The 18,537-nt window shown below is 62.5% G+C and carries 11 protein-coding genes; 2 read left to right on the forward strand and 9 right to left on the reverse strand.

Annotation, left to right across the window (positions count from 1 at the left end; all coding sequences use genetic code 11):
• Positions 1–81 precede the first annotated feature (81 nt).
• From ACZ9HU_RS04420 to ACZ9HU_RS04435, 4 genes are all read right to left on the reverse strand, one after another.
• Positions 82–1,971: an AMP-binding protein gene (locus tag ACZ9HU_RS04420; RefSeq protein WP_476102743.1), complete on the reverse strand. Its 1,890-nt coding sequence runs from the start codon at positions 1,969–1,971 to the stop codon at positions 82–84.
• Between the two features lie 41 nt (positions 1,972–2,012).
• A complete protein-coding gene (locus tag ACZ9HU_RS04425) occupies positions 2,013–2,534 on the reverse strand; it encodes a GNAT family N-acetyltransferase (protein ID WP_476102746.1) in 522 nt (173 codons plus the stop codon).
• 137 nt (positions 2,535–2,671) lie between these two features.
• Positions 2,672–4,402: an MFS transporter gene (locus tag ACZ9HU_RS04430; RefSeq protein WP_476102748.1), complete on the reverse strand. Its 1,731-nt coding sequence runs from the start codon at positions 4,400–4,402 to the stop codon at positions 2,672–2,674.
• Positions 4,403–4,453: 51 nt separating this feature from the next.
• A complete protein-coding gene (locus tag ACZ9HU_RS04435; RefSeq protein WP_476102750.1) occupies positions 4,454–5,938 on the reverse strand; it encodes a DcaP family trimeric outer membrane transporter in 1,485 nt (494 codons plus the stop codon).
• 244 nt (positions 5,939–6,182) lie between these two features.
• Between ACZ9HU_RS04435 and acs the strand changes: the two genes are divergently transcribed.
• Positions 6,183–8,132 carry an acetate--CoA ligase gene (gene acs / locus ACZ9HU_RS04440; RefSeq protein WP_476102752.1) on the forward strand — a complete coding sequence of 650 codons (1,950 nt, stop codon included), beginning with the start codon at positions 6,183–6,185 and terminating at the stop codon, positions 8,130–8,132.
• 182 nt (positions 8,133–8,314) lie between these two features.
• Entirely contained in the window at positions 8,315–8,944 is a 630-nt protein-coding gene (locus tag ACZ9HU_RS04445; protein ID WP_476102754.1) for a LuxR C-terminal-related transcriptional regulator, read from the forward strand.
• 265 nt (positions 8,945–9,209) lie between these two features.
• On the opposite strand, the gene ACZ9HU_RS04450 is transcribed toward ACZ9HU_RS04445, so the two are convergent.
• The 5 genes from ACZ9HU_RS04450 to ACZ9HU_RS04470 form a co-directional block, all read right to left on the reverse strand.
• Positions 9,210–12,599, reverse strand: coding sequence for a PAS-domain containing protein (locus ACZ9HU_RS04450; protein WP_476102757.1), 3,390 nt, complete (start codon positions 12,597–12,599; stop codon positions 9,210–9,212).
• 73 nt (positions 12,600–12,672) lie between these two features.
• Positions 12,673–13,740, reverse strand: coding sequence for a glycosyltransferase family 4 protein (locus ACZ9HU_RS04455; protein WP_476102759.1), 1,068 nt, complete (start codon positions 13,738–13,740; stop codon positions 12,673–12,675).
• Complete coding sequence (locus tag ACZ9HU_RS04460) at positions 13,737–14,615, reverse strand: UDP-2,3-diacylglucosamine diphosphatase (RefSeq protein ID WP_476103065.1); 879 nt, start codon at positions 14,613–14,615, stop codon at positions 13,737–13,739. The genes ACZ9HU_RS04455 and ACZ9HU_RS04460 overlap by 4 nt, the downstream gene beginning before the upstream one ends.
• A 166-nt stretch (positions 14,616–14,781) precedes the next feature.
• Positions 14,782–16,299, reverse strand: coding sequence for a Ppx/GppA phosphatase family protein (locus ACZ9HU_RS04465; RefSeq protein WP_476102761.1), 1,518 nt, complete (start codon positions 16,297–16,299; stop codon positions 14,782–14,784).
• Between the two features lie 11 nt (positions 16,300–16,310).
• The gene (locus tag ACZ9HU_RS04470) at positions 16,311–18,512 is read right to left on the reverse strand and encodes an RNA degradosome polyphosphate kinase (protein ID WP_476102763.1); all 2,202 of its coding nucleotides are present in this window, start codon (positions 18,510–18,512) and stop codon (positions 16,311–16,313) included.
• Between the last annotated feature and the right edge of the window lie 25 nt (positions 18,513–18,537).

The following is an 18,537-nucleotide window of genomic DNA, read 5'->3' on the forward strand; positions in this document are numbered from 1 at the left end:
TCCGATATTTTGGCTCGCTATTGTGACACTCGCCCACCAAATTGGACGGGCGAGGCAGAGATTCCTCCCTGCCTCAACCTATCACGCCACCTGCGCCGAATCGTGCCGGATCGCGGCCTCAATGGCCTCGGGAATCGCTGGATCATCAATCGTGGGCGGACAGGTCCATGCCTCACCATTGACGATCTTGCGCAAAAGATTGCGTAAAATCTTGCCCGACCGCGTTTTGGGCAAGGCACCGACAACATAGGCGGTCTTGAGCGCGGCCACCGCACCCAATTCTTCCCTGACTGCGGCAATCACCCGCATGGACAAGGATGTATCGGCATCAAACCCGGCGCGCGGCACGACAAAGGCGATGGGCACCATCCCCTTGATCGCATCATCCGCGCCGATCACCGCGCATTCGGCCACGCCATCTTGCGCTGCGACAATCTGCTCCATCTGGCCGGTGGAAAGGCGATGGCCCGCGACATTGATGATATCATCGGTGCGGCCCATAATATGGACAAAGCCGTCGGCATCGATAAAACCCGCATCGCCCGTTTCATACCAGCCGGGGAAAGCGGCAAAGTTCTTTTCCCACCCCGCCTTGTTGTTCCACAACGTTCGGAACGCGCCGGGCGGCAAAGGTTCGCGCACCGCGACAAAGCCGGACTGCCCCGTCTCCACCGGCTTTCCATCATCGCCCAGGATGGCAATTTCATAACCCGGCACCGGAAAGCCCGCGCTGCCCGGGCGGCGGCGCGTGTCGCCCATCGCATGGCATGTCGCAACACCGGGCCAGCCCAGCTCTGTCTGCCACCAGTGGTCGATCACCGGCAGGGCGCTATGCTCCTCCAGCCAGTGGATCGTGTCAGGATCGGCCCGTTCCCCGGCAAGGAAGACCGCCTCCAACGGCCCCGTGCCAATGTCGCGAAGGAAAGACGCCGAGGGGTCCTCTTTGCGGATGGCGCGGATCGCAGTGGGGGCGGTGAAGAACACCTTGACCCCATGGCGCTTGATCGTGCGCCAGAACGTGCCCGCGTCGGGCGTCCCCACCGGCTTGCCTTCGAACAGAACCGTCGTCGCGCCCACCAGCAGCGGCGCATAGAGAATATAAGAATGGCCCAGAACCCAGCCCAGATCGCTGGCCGCCCAAAACACATCGCCCGGACCGACATCATAAATATTGGCCATGCTCCATATGAGAGCCACCGCATGACCGCCATTTTCGCGCACGACACCCTTGGGCGTGCCGGTGGTGCCGCTGGTGTAAAGGATATAAAGCGGGTCATCGGCCGCCATGGCCGCAGGCGGCGGAACGGGATCGGCGCGGACTTCCTCGATCAATGCGGCCCAATCCAAATCGCGCGGGGCGACAAGGTCGGCCTGCAAGGCTTCCCTCTGGAACAGCACCACATGGTCGGGCTGATGGGACGATGTGCGCAGCGCCTCGTCCACCATCGGCTTATAGGCAATCTTGCGCGAACCTTCGACCCCCGCGCTGGCGGTCAGGATCAGGCGCGGGGTGGCGTCATCGATGCGTTTGGCCAATTCGTGGGCGGCAAACCCGCCAAACACCACCGAATGCACCGCCCCCAACCGCGCACAGGCCAGCATGGCAAACAGCGTCTGGGGAATCATCGGCATATAGAGGATGACCCGATCACCTTTGACCACGCCCAATCGCGCCAACATCGCGGCGACGCGGCCAACCTCATGTGCCAGATCGGCATAGGAATAGGTTTCGACGGTATCGGTGACGGGGCTGTCATAAATGATGGCGGCGGCATCGCCGCGCCCGGCCACAACATGGCGGTCAATCGCATTGACGGCGGTGTTCAACGCCCCATCGGGAAACCAGCCGCGCGCATCGTCCCATGCGCGCGACGGTTGATCCATCCATTCAACAGCATCCGCTGCGCGGCCCCAAAATGCCTCGCGATTACAGATACTTTCTTTCCAAGCAGAAGTATAAAGCTCGCTCATGGCCATCCTCGTTTTTATGATTTATGGCCATGACTATCAGCTTATCGGAATGTTTTCGATAGAACGACTAAAGTCGGATCACCTTCGAAGGCTTCGGGGGTAAAGCCCTTGTCGCGCTCCACCTCGATGGCGGCATGGTTGTCGCGGCTTTCGATCGAGATCACGCGGCGCACGCCCCGGCGTTCCCCTTCTCGCGCCAAAAGGTCGAGCATCGCCCAGCCCACGCCGCGCCCGCGATAATCGGCGCGCACCGAAACGGCGACTTCGCCGGTATCCATTTTGCCATCACAGGCCAGCAGGCCCGATGCGACCAGTTCGCCCGTCACATGGTCAAAGGCGATATAGCTTTCGCTGCGGAAATGGTCGGCGTGGAGCAGAGGATCGAGCTGATCATGACTGACATGTTCGCCCGCGGCAAAAAAGCGGAAGCGGCGGTCCTGTTCGGACACCGAATCGAAGAAAGTCGTCAGCGCGGCCTCGTCCGCCTCTGTGGCCGGGCGCACGTCCAGAACCACGCCGTCGCGGGTGGTAAGCTGGTGGCTGATCGCGGTATCGGTGGTCATCGAAAGTCTCCTCAAAAAGCAGGGATTGACGGGAGGCAGGATGAACGCGCCTTTGGGCGCAAAAGAACAGTCGCGCCTTGATCTGGACCAAATAGGCCTGATCATGACGCGACTTTCAAGGGAGTAGGACTTAAGTATTATTCATCGATGTTGCGGCGAAAAGTCTCGGGCAAAAAGAACAGGCCAAAGAAGAAGGTAGCCGCCGCCACCACCACGGGATACCAGAAACCGTGATAGATATCGCCATTGGCCGCCACCATGGCAAAACCGATGGCGGGCAACAGACCACCCAGCCAGCCATTGCCGATATGATAGGGCAAGGACATGGACGAATAGCGGATCCGGCTGGGGAAGAGTTCGACCAGCATGGCCGCGATCGGCCCGTAAACCATCGTCACCAACAGAACGAGATAGAACAGGATCACCACCACCAACGGCTTGTTGATCTGGTCCGGGTCGGCCTTGGTGGGATAGCCCACCTTGGTCAGTTCACCCACGACGGCGGGGGCATCATCCTTGGCCGGTTTGCCGACAAGGGCGGTGGTGAACGCAGCGATGGCCGCCTTCTTGTCCTCTCCGGTCAGTTTGGCCGGATCGGGGGCGGTGATCGTGGTGTTGCCGATGGACACGCTGGCGGTGGTGCCTGCGGGCGCTTCGACGTTCTCGTAATTGATTGCCGCCTTGGCCAGGGCGTTTTTGACAATGTCGCAACTGGTGGTGTCAAACTTGTTGGCGCCAACGGGGTCGAATTGCGATGAACATTCACCCGGATTGGCGGTTACCTTGACCGGCGCATTGGCCTGCGCATGGGCCAGCGCGGGATTGGCCGCTTCGGTCAAGGCGTGGAACACCGGGAACATGGTCAGCGCCGCCAGAGCGCAGCCCGTCAGGATGATCGGCTTGCGCCCGATCTTGTCCGACAACGATCCGAAGAAAAGAAAGAAAGGCGTGGCCAGAGCCAATGCGATGATGATCAGCGTATTGGCGGTCAAACCGTCAACCTTCAGCATCTTTTCAAGGAAATACATCGCATAAAGCTGGCCCGTGTACCACACGACCGCCTGCCCCGCGATGGCGCCGAAGAAAGCGATCAGCACGATTTTCAGGTTCGACCACTTGCCAAACGCATCTTTCAGCGGGGCCTTCGACCCTGTTCCTTCCGACTTGATCTTTTGGAACACCGGGCTTTCATGCAGTTTCAGGCGCAACCACAGGCCCAACACCAGGAACAGGCCCGAAATCAGATAGGGCACGCGCCAGCCCCATTCCTTGAACGCTTCCTCACCCACACCGGTGACGGGCGAACGCACGGTGATGACGATCAACAGCGCCATGGCCAGCCCCGCCGTTGCGGTGATCTGGATCCAGCTGGTGTAAAGGCCGCGCTTTCCGGCCGGGGCATGTTCGGCCACATAGGTCGCCGCCCCGCCATATTCGCCGCCCAGCGCCAGCCCCTGAAACATGCGCAGCACCACCAGCATGATCGGCGCGGCCACGCCCACCTGCTTATACGTGGGCAAACAGCCGACAAGGAAGGTCGAAAGCCCCATCACCGTCAGTGTGATGATAAACGTGTACCGACGCCCGAACAGATCGCCGATATGGCCAAACACCAGCGCGCCAAAAGGCCGCACGATGAACCCGGCTGCAAAAACCAGCAGCGCCATGATAAACGACGTGGTCTGGTTCAGGCCCGTCAGGAATTGCGCCGCAATGATCGCGGTCAGCAGGCCGTAGAGATAGAAATCATACCATTCAAACACCGTACCCAGCGAGCTGGCCGTGATGACCAGTTTTTCATCGTGGGTTGCCACATGATGTTTGGGCAATTTGCCCAGATCCTGTGCCGTCTCATGTAAAATTGACATGGCAGGCGCTCCCATAAGGGCCTTTGGCCCCGTTTTATGATTTGGATTAAATCAGAAATTATATCTCGCGGCAAATTCGATGCGGTCGATATTGCCTTTCTGGCCGCTGACAATTTCGCGCTGTCCGTGGCGATATTCGATGCCCAGATCCACCGCACGCACCGGCGAGTAGAACAGATTGACCGCCCCCGACCACGCCCGCTTGTTATAGGCGGCAATCGCCGCCGGATTGAGCGAGGCATCATAATCGACCATCTGCATCGAACCGATGACATTGATGCGCAGAACCGGGCTGATCGCCACGCGGGCGGCGGCAAGGGCGGCAAAGACCCGCACATCGGCCAAACTGTTGCTGCCCGGCACATAGACCGCATCGGGGGCAAAATTCAGCCCGACATAGCGCCCGATATTCTGGCCATAGGTGGCCGAAAAACGCAGGTCGCTGGTCCGTTTTTCATTGAGCGCAATTCGCCCCGTCACCGATCCGCCAAAGCCCGGACGGGTCACGCCCGAACCCGACACTTCGGTCCGCACCTGACGGCCCAATGCGGCGAAAGTGAACTCGCCGCGCCGCGTCGCGTAATTGAGGCGCGCGATGAAATCGGGCAGATGATCGCTGCCATTTTCCACCAGCGCCGCAGAACCCGCCGTCGCGGTCGCGCTTTCCGGATTTTCAACCGCGATATGCAGCGTGGCGGCGCGGCTCAAAGGTGTCGAATAACGCACCTGAGGCTGGCGGGCGAAAACCGTGCCTTCGGTCGCGCCGACAAAATCGGTCGATTCGGGCAGGACCGCGACATTCTGGAACGTCGTCCACTCCTGTCCAAAGGTCCATTTGTCGAATTGGACAAAAGCCCGGCGCAGCGCCAGCGTATAGCCATTGGTGGTGCGCTGGCTGCCCCCGCCCGCGACATTGGCGGCGGCGCTGGCAGTGGTTTGAAAATCGGTTTCCAGATAGCCGCGCAACGTGTGCCCGGCCACCGTCGTATCCAGATTGAACCACAGCCGCGTCTGTTTGGCGGAAAAATCGGTGTCGGTGCTGCCCCGGCTGGTGGGGGTCACCACCGGGATTGCCTGGGGCAGGTAAAAGTCGCGGCCCAGCGTGTTGGTGGCCACGGTCCCGCCGTCAAAATGGCTGTAATCAGCGTTGAATTTGATGAAGCCGCCGATGCGGATATGGCTCGACCCGACGCGCATGCCTTCGGGTTCGGGCTTCTTTTCGACGACGGCAACGCGCTCGCTGGTGGCCTTGGCTTGGGTGACGGCGCTCTGGGCGATCTGGGTGGCGGCGCTGGCCTGTGTGACGGCGGCGGCCACGGCCTCGCCCTGCTGCTGGCGCGAGGCGGCGGCATCGGCGCGCAACTGGCGCACTTCGGCCTCCAGCCTTTCCAGCCGCTCCATCAGCGCCGCCTCACGCGCAGTCAAAGCCGACGCCGCGCGGGCCATGGCAACGGCGGGTGCCAACAGCGACGATGCCGTGAGCAACAGTGCCATGGCACGCATCGGTGCGCGCGCATTTTGACGAAAAACCGTCATTGATCCTCTCCATCCTTCCGGCCATCCTTTTGCGGTGGACAGTCCGGACCGTGATGCAAAGATCACCGCGAAATGGCGCATGGCACCATCCCGACCATGGTTTATTTATCCTCCCACGGTGTACGACCTTGGTAAGGGATACGACCTGCGCCATATTGACATAGTATTGGTCCAAAGAATGGGCTGCACGAGGGCCTCCCTCGGGTTACGTCCATCAGAACAAGTTTTGAGAGGAGTGCTGACGATGGGCGAAGCCATCTATCCCGTTCCCGCCGATTGGGCCGAAAAGGCCCTTGTCGACGATGCACGCTATACCGCCATGTATCAGCAATCGGTAAGCGACCCCGACGCTTTCTGGGCGCAGGAAGCCAAGCGCATCGACTGGATCAAGCCTTTTACCAAGGTGAAGAACACGTCCTATCATGCCGAGGATTTCGGCATCCGCTGGTTCGAGGATGGCACGCTCAATCTGTCGGCCAACGCGCTGGATCGTCATCTGGCGACGCGGGCGGACCAGATCGCCATCCTGTGGGAACCCGACAGCCCGGATGAGGCCGAGCGCCGCATCAGCTATCGTGAACTCCACGAAATGGTCTGCCGCTTTGCCAATGTGCTGAAAGATCAGGGCGTCAATCGCGGCGACCGCGTGACGATCTATCTGCCTATGGTGCCCGAAGCGGCTGTGGCCATGCTGGCCTGCGCCCGCGTCGGGGCGATCCATTCGATCGTGTTCGCCGGTTTCAGCCCCGAAGCACTGGCAGGCCGCGTCGAGGATTGCGGCAGCCGCATCGTCATCACCGCCGACGAAGGTCTGCGCGGGGGCAAGAAGGTTCCGCTGAAAAAGAACGTCGATGCAGCAACGGTCCATGCGCCGGGCATCGAAAAGGTCATCGTGCTGAAACGCACCGGGGGCGATGTGCCCATGGTGCCGGGCCGCGACATCGACTGGCACACGGCCTGCGCCGCCGCATCGCCCGACAACACGCCCGAAGAAATGAACGCCGAAGACCCGCTGTTCATCCTTTATACCTCCGGTTCGACCGGCAAGCCAAAAGGCGTGCTGCACACCACCGGCGGATACAGCGTGTGGGTTTCGGCCACGCATCAATATGTCTTCGATTATCGTCCGGGCCAGATTTACTGGTGCGCGGCGGATGTGGGCTGGGTAACGGGCCATTCGTACCTGATCTATGGCCCGCTGATCAACGGCGGCACCACGCTGATGTTCGAAGGCGTGCCCAACTATCCCGACCCCTCGCGCTTTTGGCAAGTGGTTGATAAATATCAGGTCGAGATCTTTTACGGCGCCCCCACCGCCCTGCGCGCGTTGATGCGCGAAGGCGATGAATGGGTGAAAAAGACCAGCCGCCAGTCGCTGCGCGTCCTTGGCTCGGTGGGCGAACCGATCAACCCCGAAGCCTGGGAATGGTATCACAAGGTCGTGGGCGAAGGGCGCTGCCCCATCGTCGACACCTGGTGGCAGACCGAAACGGGCGGGACGATGATCACCCCCCTGCCCGGCGCCACGGCGTTGAAGCCCGGCTCGGCCTCGCGTCCGTTCTTTGGGGTTCAGCCGCTGCTGCTCGACAATGACGGCACGGTGATGGAAGGCCCCGGCGACGGCTGCCTCGTGATCGCCGACTCTTGGCCGGGGCAAATGCGCGGCGTGTGGGGCGATGCGGATCGCTTCTTCCAGACCTATTTCACCACCTTTGCCGGTTATTACTTCACCGGCGACGGATGCCGCCGCGACGAGGACGGCTATTACTGGATCACCGGCCGCATCGACGATGTCATCAACGTCTCGGGCCACCGCATGGGCACGGCGGAAATCGAATCCGCGCTGGTCGCCCATGAAAAGGTGGCCGAGGCCGCCGTTGTCGGCATGCCGCATGAGATCAAGGGTCAGGGCATCTATGCCTATGTCACCTGCAACGCGGACGTCGAACCCGACGAGGCGCTGCGCAAGGAATTGGTCGCATGGGTGCGCCATGAAATCGGCCCCATCGCTACGCCCGACGTCATTCAGTTCGCACCGGGCCTGCCGAAAACCCGTTCGGGCAAGATCATGCGCCGCATCCTGCGCAAGATCGCGGAAAATGACGTCGGCAATCTGGGCGACACCAGCACGCTGGCCGACCCGTCGGTGGTTGATCACCTGTTGGCCAACCGCCCGCACATGGCCCATGCCTGATCGGCGGGCTCAAAAATCGAACCCTCTTTCACGCGGGGCCGCTGGCGAAAGCTGGCGGCCCCGTAGTTTTTGGCCGGTTCAGGGCTTGCCGCGATGGCGTGGGGGTCTATCATAAAGCGCAGAACCGACAGCCCATAAGACAAGGCGAGTCGGCAGCATCATTGCCCAAAGGCCCGATTGTAGTGACCCAGACTGTCCTGATTGCCGATGACCACCCGCTGTTCCGCCAGGCGCTCAGCCTCGCCGTCAACCGGATCCTGCCATCGGCGCGCATTATCGAGGCCGGAACATTGACCGCCGCCGCCAAGGCCGCCGCCGAGGCCAACAATCTGGCGCTGATCACGCTGGACCTGAAAATGCCCGGCGCGGTGGGTTATTCGGGCATTGCATTGCTGCACGCGGAAAAACCCGATGTGCCGATCCTCGTCGTTTCCAGCGCCGAAGGCACCGCCGCACCGCAGGAAGCCCGCGCCTTTGGTGCCATCGGTTTCCTGTCCAAAGACAGCGATCTGTCCACCATCGAGGCCAAGATTGCGGAAACACTGGGCGCGGCCAAACCCGGCGCGCATGAAGATAACGGCGAACTCGACAACATCCGCCGTGAGGTCGCGGGCCTGACGCCGACGCAGTTGAAAGTGCTGCTGGCCGTTTTGGACGGACAATTGAACAAGCAGATCGCCCACAACCTTGGCATCGCAGAGGCCACCGTCAAGGCCCATATGACCGCCATCATGCGCAAGCTGGACGTGCGCAACCGGACACAGGCGGCCTTGGTGGCGCGGTCTTTGGGGCTGGATTTGAAGGCGGTTTGATCGAGGTGGTTTTTGCCTCCGGCGGGCGTTTGAAAGTGCCTCCGGCGGGCAAAGGGACTCGGTCCCTTTGCAATCCCGTTATGGGGTTGCGCCAAATTGGCGAAGGATGGAGTTTGCGTTGGGGTGTTTAAAGCCTGCGGCGCGGAGAATGCATCCTTGTCCGCGCCGCAGGCTTTCAAAATTCAAACGTTGCGTCCGACACAAAACGCCGAACCCTAGACACAACGCATACAGTAAAGGGAGCGCTAGGGTCTAGCCCCTCGCATTAATTCCCCTTCTCAACCCCGGCCAAAAACCCTTCAATCCCCGCGACATTCGCGGGCTTGGCCATCATCACCACGCCCATTGCCACGGCGCGTTCACGGATCGCCGGATTGGTTTCCGCCGTAATCAACATGGCGGGCAAACCCGACCGCATCGCCCGCAGGCTTTCCACCACGCTCAACCCATCCTCGTCCGTGTCCAGCCGGTAATCGGCCAGCACCGCATCCACCGCCCCTTTGCGCAGGATCGCCCGCGCCGCATCGCCATCATCGGCGGCATGGGGGTGATGGCCCAGCGCCGTCAGCAGCGCGGCGGTCGCCTCCACCGTCATCGGATCATTGTCCAGCACCAGAACGTCAAGCGCCCGAACATGGGCCGCAACGCTGCCGGGCACAGGCGCGGCCTGCGGCAGGCTCATCCGCACCGCATCCTGCGCGGCGGGCAGGGTCAGGCTGAACCGGCTGCCGCGCCCGACATTGGACGCAACCTCGATCCGCGCCCCCAGCAACCGCGCGATCCGCCGCGACAGGGCAAGGCCCAGCCCCAGCCCCTCGGCCTCCACCTCACCAAGGCGGGTGAATTCGCCAAAAATCGCCTCGCGTTGTTGCGGGGGAATACCAACGCCGGTATCGATCACATCGATGCGCAATTCATCGCCCTGCGCCCCGACCCGCCATCGCGCACCCACCAAAACCCCACCATCAAGCGTATAGCGCAGCGCATTGGTGATGAAATTCTGTAACAGCGAACGCAGCAGGCCCGGATCGGTGCGCAACACCATCGGCCTGACACTCATCCGGGCCAGACGCAGTTCCAACCCCTTTTCCTGCGCCATGGGCCGAAAATTCTCGACCAGATCGCGCAGGAACGTTTCAACCAGCAAGGGTTCTGGCCGCGCCTGCACCCCGCCCGCGTCCAGCTTGGAAATGTCGAGCAAGGCGCGCAGAAGATCCTCGGCCGCAACAATCGCATTGTCCACCCGCCCGACCAGCATCCGCGAATGATCCGGCACATCGCGCGCCAGCGCCGCCGTAAACAGGCGTGCGGCATGCAACGGCTGCAACAGATCATGGCTGGCCGCGGCCAGAAAGCGCGTCTTGTCCCGATCCGCCTGCGCCAGGCGCTGGTTCGCCTCGGACAATTCATGGGTGCGTTCGGCCACACGGGTTTCCATACCGGCCAGCGTGCGCTTCAATTCGGCGCGGACCTGCGCTTCGGCGGTAATGTCGATAAAGCTGGTGACATAGCCGCCGCCCGGCATGGGGCCACCCACCATCTTGATGACCTGACCATCGGCGCGGTGGCGTTCGAACGTATATTCCTGCGCCCGGCGCAAATGGCGCAGGCGCTTTTCCACCTCATGTTCGACATCGGTGCCCGCGCCAAAATCGCCGCGCCGCGCATTGTGGCGGATCAGGTCGGCCACCGGCGCGCCGACATAGAGCAGCCCCACCGGATAATCGAACAATTGCTCATACCGCGTGTTCCACGCCACCAATTTCTGCTGACCATCGACGACGCTGATCCCCGCCTCGATATTTTCAAAGGTCGCGGCCAGCAATTGCCGCGAAAAGGTCAGCGACTGCCCACGTTCGTCCAGCAGGCGCGTCACGGCGGCAAGGCTCATCGTCCCCCCCGCCATCGCGCTGGCCACCAAGGCGCGGGCGCTGCTGGCGCCCACCACGGTGGCGATCAGTTTGCGCGCGCGCTGTGCCGAGCGGCGGTCAATGGCCATGCCGCGCCGGGCATCGGCAAATTCATGTTCGGCCCGCTCATGTCCGATAAAACTGGCGGTCAGGTCTTTGAGGTCCGACAGGTCCGACACCTGCCTTTGCCACCCCATCAGCGATGGCAGCGGATTGCCCGCCCCGCGCCGCGCAGAGACCGCAAGAAACATGACCAGATTGGCCCCCAGCGACCACAGCACCCCATGGACCAGCGGCGGCGCATGGCCCATGCCCAGCAGGCGCAACGGATCAAACGGCCCCGCCGCCAACCACAGCCGCCACCCTTCTGGCATCACCGGCGGCAACGCCAGCGTATATAGCCAAAGCACCAGCCCCGTCGCCAGACTGGCCCGTGCGGCCATGCCATCGCGATTGCCGCCAAACACCGCCAAAATCATATGCGGCGTAAATTGCGCCATCGCCGCAAAGGCCACCAGCCCGATCGAGGCCAGTGACTGGCGCGGCGAAACCATTTCGGCCCAGACCAGCGCCAGCGCAATAACGCCCACGATCGAGGCCCGCCGCACCAGCAGCATCCGCCGCCCCAGCACGCCGGCCTCGGCCCCCGCCCCGGTGCGCAGGACCGAGGGGAAGATGAGATCGTTCGACACCATCGCGGCCAGAGCGGTTGCATCGGTGATGACCATGGCGGCCGCCGCGCTGATCCCGCCGATCAGGGCAGCCGCCGCAATATGGCCATGGCCCGAGGCCAGCGGCAGATAGAGCACATAGAAATCCGGCGCGACGCCCCGGCCCAGCGCGATGATCCCAGCCCATGCAATCGGCACGACCAACACCACCATGGCCAGAACATAGGCCACCACGCCCCAGCGTGCGCGCGGCAGATCGTCCACTTCACGCGCCTCGACCAGTGCCATATAGAATTGTCGCGGCAGGACGAGGATTGCGCAGGCCGAAATCAGGGCGATGACCCATGTTTCCAGCGAAATATCCTCGGCCCGGAAATGGCGGGCCAATTGCGCCAGACCATCGGCGGCGCGCGCCTCATCGGCCTGTACCACAATGCCGATGGCCAGCGCCGCCACCAGAAACAGCGCGAGAAGCTTGATCCCCGATTCCAGCGCGATGGCGTAAACCATGCCTTCGGAACGCCCCGCACGCTCAAACCGCCGCGCGCCGAACAGGATCGCAAACAGCGCCAGCAACCCCGCCGCCGCCAGCATGGTCGGGCCGACCACCGTATCATCCTTGCCCGTAATGATGGCCACCGCCGTCCCGATGGAGCGCAATTGCAGCGCCATATAGGGGACGCTGCCCGCCAGAGCGATGATCGTGACCAGCCGCGCCACCACCACATCATGGCCAAAGCGTGCGGCGATAAAGTCCGAGGGCGTCGTCGCCTGTGTTTCGCGCAAGGTTTGGGACAAGCGCCGCAAGAAACCCGGCGCCAGCGCCAGCAAACCAATCGGCGCCAGATAAATGGGCAGAAAATTCCACCCCTCGCGCACCACGCTGCCCACCGCGCCATAGATGGTCCAACTGGAGCAATAGACCCCCAGCGCCAGCGTATAGGCGCCCAGACGCAGGTTCTTGAGGCGCCGCCGCCCACGCGGCAATTCGCTATAGGCCTCGGCAACGGCCGCCACCGCAAACAACAGGCCGATCCAGCCCAAGGCAAACAGCGCCGCCGTACCCAATCCCATGCTCAATCCCCTTGTCAGCAGGGGATTAAACCAATCGGATGGGCATGGCAAAGATCGACTTTATGCGCGGGTTTCAGGCGGCCTGTGTCCATTCCAGCGCGCTGGCGATGGCGGCGAGGAATTGGTCCGTCGCATTTTCCCATGTGAAGCGAGCGCCAAATTCCGCCGCCCCGTCCCGCGACATGGTCAAAGCGCGCGACACCGCCGCGCCCAAGTCTTCGTCCAGCGCGGCCACCGGCTGATCGGCAACCTGTCCCTCGCCCCGGCCATCCAGCCCCAGAATGTCGAGCGGCCCGGCCACCGGATAGGCCGCCACCGGCACGCCGCAGGCCAGAGCCTCGATAATCACCAGACCGAATGTGTCGGTGCGGCTGGGAAAGACAAAACAATCCGCCGCGCGATAGGCCGATGCCAGCGCCGCGCCGCTTCTTGCGCCAAGGAAATGCACATCGGGATAGCGACGCTGCATTTCGGCCAATGCAGGCCCGTCGCCCACCACGACCTTGCTGCCCGGTGTATTAAGTTCGCAAAAGGCCTCTAGGTTCTTTTCCGGGGCGACGCGCCCGACATTAAGCAGGATCGGGCGCGGCAGATCGGCCATTTCCGGCAAGATTGGCCCGGTGGGCGTGAATTGCGCATGGTCGATCCCTCGGCTCCACCGCCGGGTCTGATGCAACCCGCGCGCGGCCAGTTCGACATCAAGGCTGGGCGTGGCGACCATGATCGCCCGCGAGGCGCCATGAAAGCGCTGCATCACCGGCCAGAACCATTCCGCCGACAACCCCGAACGCAGCGCCAGATATTCGGGAAAACGCGTGTGAAAGGCGCTGGTATAAGGCACCCCGCGCGAACGGCACCAACCGCGCGCGGCCCAACCGATCGGCCCTTCGGTGGCGATATGTACGATGTCGGGGCGATATTCGTCCAGCATCCGGCGCGCATTGAAACGCGGTGCGACGGCCAAACGGATCTGGGCATAGCCGGGCATGGGCAGGGTCAGGAAACGGTCAGGCGTGATCATCTCGACCATGGCCCCGCGCGCGCGCAGATGTTCAACCGTGGCGTTCAATGTGCGCACCACACCATTGACCTGTGGAAACCAGGCGTCGCTGGCGATGGCGATTTTGGGGCATTCGTTCATGCCGGGACCGCCACCGGATCGACATCAACGGGCGCGGGCGCGCGTTCGGCGGCATTCTTCTTCAATTCAGCCAGCCAGTCGATGATGCTCATCTGACCCGCGAAATCCTCGACCAGCGCGGTGCAGCTTTCAACCCAGTCGCCATCATTGTAATAGGTGACGGCGCCGAACTGGCGGATTTCGGCGGAATGGATGTGGCCGCATACCACCCCGTCAACGCCACGCTCGGCGGCGGCATGGGCGACGGCTTCCTCATAGCGGCCGATGAACTGGACCGCGTTCTTAACCCGTTTTTTCAGGTAAGCTGAGAGCGACCAATAAGGCAGATGCATTTTGCGCCGCACCGCGTTGAAGGCCGTGTTCACCCGCAACATCAGCTCATATGCCTTGTCGCCAAGGAAGGCGAGCCAGCGATGGTAAAGAACGATGGCATCAAACGCATCGCCATGCACCACCAGCAACCGCCGCCCATCGGCCGTTGTGTGGACCGCATCGAGCAGCAATTCCACCCCGCCAAAGGTCAGGCCGGCATAGGGGCGCAGCATCTCGTCATGGTTGCCGCAGATAAAGACGACCCGCGTGCCGCGATGCGCCATTTTCAGAATGCGCCGCAGCACTTCATTATGTGCATCGGGCCAATACCAGCCCTTTTTCAGCCGCCAGCCATCGATGATGTCGCCCACCAGATAGAGCGTCTCGGTCTCGATGGAACGCAGGAAAGACACCAGCATATCCGCGTTGCAGCCCCGCGTGCCCAGATGCACGTCGGAAATCCACACCGTGCGATAGCGCCGCTTGGGACGCAGCCCCTTGGGGTCGGGCGTTTCGGGCAGGTCAAGCCACGAGGCGATCCCACCCTTGACCGAAACCGGCATGGCGCCATCTTCGCCGAACAGAAAGGCATGCTGGGCCGGATCAAGCCCCGAAGCAAAAGCGGCGCGCGCCATGGCAAACCCCCGATAAAACCCGATACGCGCGGGTTACATCAGGGAAATTGCATCGCCATGACGCGGCCAAGTCAAATCTGTGACAAAACCGACCCTATGGCAGGTCGCTTACCGATTCCACGCTCAACCGGTGGGGGGTCAGGCCCATCATCTCGGCCAGGATTTTGAGATCCTTGGCGCTGGCGTCGGTGTAGAGCGGCGCCATGGCGTGTGTCGTGGCCAAGACCAGCTTGCGCCCCGAAATGCTCAGCGAGGATGCCTCCAGCACCTCACCCGCCCCGGCGCAGAACCGGCGGGCAAGGCGCGTGGCCATGCCCCAGATCACCGCCTCTCGCAAATCCTGCAAAGGCGCCAGACGGGGCAATTCGGTTGGGATATCGGCCTGTCCGCTATTGGCCAGCACGGCCATGGCGATCATCGCGCGCCCCGCCTCGTCCACGCCCAGCCAGCGTTTGCGAAGCGCCCATTGCGCGGCCTGTTCGGCGCGCAGGTTCGGTTCGGAACGCAAGGAAGCCAGCGCCAGCATCACCGCCGCGCGGCGCAGATTGTCCGGCCCGTCATAACCCAGCCGCCCGGTCCAGCGCGCCACCAGTTCGGCCGCCGAGGACAGGCCCGGCTGCTGCATTTCGACAAAGGCGGAAACCCCGGCCAGCAGCGGGTCCTGCGAGGCCGTCTTTTGCCCCATGGCCCCCGCCAAAAGACCTTCACGCAGGCCCCAGCCCGAAAAGATCACCCGCGAAGGGTGCAATTCCTTGACCAATTGGCCCAGCAAAGCCCCCGCATCGGGCAGGCTGGTCAGGCGCGAACCCGATACACCGCTGATCGGGGTCAGCGGCACGCCGCGCGCGGTCTTGGCCTGAAGCGCGCGCACCGCCGAGAGCACTTCTTCGGGCGAGAGTTCATAGGCATGGGGGTCGTCAATCGGCCAATCGGCCTGAACCATCGCAAATCGGGCAAAGGCGCGCAGCGAACCGCCGACCAGATAGAGGACCTGACCCGAATGGGCGTCCCAATCCTTGCCCTTCAACATGCGATGGATGCGGCGGCCGAATTTATCGCTGCCCTCGGCCCGCATCGCGGCCAGACGCAATGTGCCCAGCGGCAACGAAATCCCATGGGTACAGCGACCACCGCCATGGGCATCGCCCTCAATATCGATCAATTCGAGCGAGCCGCCGCCCAGATCCGCGACAATCCCGCAGGCGCCCGGAAAGGCCGACAGCACGCCGCGCGCGCTGGCCACGGCCTCTTCCTCGCCCGACAACAGGCGCGGCGACAGGCCAAGCGCGGCCACCTGTTCCAGAAATTCGCCGCCATTGGCCGCATCACGGGCCGCCGCCGTCGCCACGGTTTGCACATCGGTGACATTGCGCAATTTCAGGATGATCGCGAAACGCGCCAAAGCCGCCAGCGCAGATGCCATGCCTTTGGTCGACAGGACGCCGCTTTCCGCCACGCCCTTGCCCAATCGCGCCGTCACCTTTTCATTGAACAGCACAACGGGCGTGCGCGGCGGCCCACCATAAATGACCATGCGCACCGTGTTCGAACCGATGTCGATGATGGCGCGCTGGTCCTGCGCGGCGGGAAAGCTGGTGGGAAGGCGGATCATAAGTTTCCGTTTTACGCCCGGCCCCGACGCAGCGCGAGTTTGGGCACTTTACGTCCCGAACCCAGCGATGCCCCGCGCCCGGAAAGCGAAGGATTGGTCATGAAATAACGATGCGCGTTAAAGGGTTGTTCCCCCAGTTCAGCGCGTTTGTAGCGCCCGTCAGCGCCCAGCAGCCAGCTTTGTTCGCTGTCCAGCAGATTGGCCATCATCACCTGATCGAGCACCTGATCATGCACGGTCTTGTTGCGGATCGGCACCAGCACCTCGACGCGGCGGTCAAGGTTGCGGCTCATGCCGTCGGCGCTGGAGATAAACACGCGCGCGCGCGGATTGGGCAAGGCCGCCCCGCCCGCAAAGGCCCAGACGCGGGTATGTTCGAGGAACCGCCCGATGATCGATTTGACGGTGATATTTTCCGACAGGCCCGGAATGCCGGGGCGCAGACAGCAAATGCCGCGCACGACCAATCGCACCTCAACCCCCGCACAACTGGCCTCATACAGCCGGTCAATGAGTTGGCTGTCGGTCAGCGAGTTGAGTTTGCCCCAGATTTGCGCCGGCTTGCCTGCCTTGGCGTTGGCGATCTCGCGCTCAATGCTGCCATAAAGGCGTTCGCGCAAGGACACCGGCGCCACGGCCAGCAAAGCGGTGCGGCGCGGTTCGACATAGCCGGTGATGAAGTTGAAGATCTGGTTCGCATCGCGGCCAATCGCCTGATCGGCGGTAAAATAGGACAGGTCGGTATAGATGCGCGCGGTGATCGGATGGTAATTGCCCGTGCCAAAGTGGCAATAGGTGCGATAGGCATCGGCCCCTTCGCTGTCCTTTTCGCTGCGCACGACCATGCTGATCTTGGCGTGGGTTTTCCAGTCCACAAAGCCATAGATCACCTGAACCCCGGCATTTTCCAACTGGCTGGCCCAATGCAGGTTCTGTTCTTCGTCAAAACGGGCTTTGAGCTCCACGACCGCCGTGACGGATTTGCCCGCCTCGGCGGCGGCGCAAAGGGCGTTGATGATCGAGGACTGCTTGCCCGCGCGGTACAGCGTCTGCTTGATCGCCACCACATCGGGGTCGGCGGCGGCCTGACGCAGGAAGTCGATGACGACTTCAAAGCTCTCATACGGGTGGTGGACCACCAGATCCTTTTCACGGATGGCCGAGAAAATATCGCCATCATGTTCAAGGATGCGCTCGGGATAGCGTGGAGAATAGGGCGCGAATTTCAGTTCGGGCCGCTTTTCGTCCACAATGGCCGACAGGCCTGCCATGTCGATAGGCCCATGGCTGCGGATGATGATCGCATGGTCCAGCCGCAATTGATCGCGCAGCAATTGCTCGGCCTCGGGCAGGAAATCGCCCTGAAGTTGCAGCATGATGACGCTGCCCCGGCGGCGGCGCTGGATGGCGGTGCGGAAATAACGCACCAGATCCTCGGCATCTTCCTCGATTTCGATGTCGCTGTCGCGCAGCACGCGGAACACGCCGTGGCCCAAGACTTCGAAACCGGGGAACAGGCTTTCCGCGTTCAACCAGATGACATCGGCAATCGAGACATAGGCCGCTTCACCATCACCGGGAATGCGGACATAGCGCGGCAAGGCAGCCGGGATCAGCACCATTTCCATGACCTGCGCGCCGTCGGCAATCCGCGTCAGGCTCATCATCACGCCCATGCCGCCATTGGTGACAAAGGGGAATGGGTGAGCAGGGTCGATGGCCTGCGGCGTAATCACCGGCAGGATACGGTCAAGGAAATAGTCGCGCAGCCAGCGCGCCTGAACCGGATCAAGGTCGCGCCCCGCACGGTCCCCGACGACAAAGATGCCCTCGCCCTCCAGCGCCTCGCGCAGTTCGAGCCAGATGTCCTGCTGCATCGATTCAAGGCGCATCACCTCGTCGCGGATCGCGGCCAATTGCTGCGGCGGGGCAAGGCCGTCAATCGACACTTCGGCAATATGGCGGCGCACCTGTCCGGCGAGACCCGCGACGCGCACCATCAGGAATTCGTCCAGATTGTTGCCCGAAATCGACAGGAAACGCAGCCGCTCCAGCAACGGATATTCCAGCCGCCGCGCCTCTTCCAGAACGCGTTGGTTAAAGGTCAGCCACGAAAGCTCGCGGTTGAAAAAGCGGTCGGGAATGGCCTTGATCGCCGCCAGATCGTTGCTGACGGCGGGGGCTTCGGCGTTACTGGCGGCAAGAGCGTCCATGATATTCCTCGACAAGGGGGGCAGG

This window comes from Novosphingobium sp. Sphag1I (assembly GCF_056279125.1).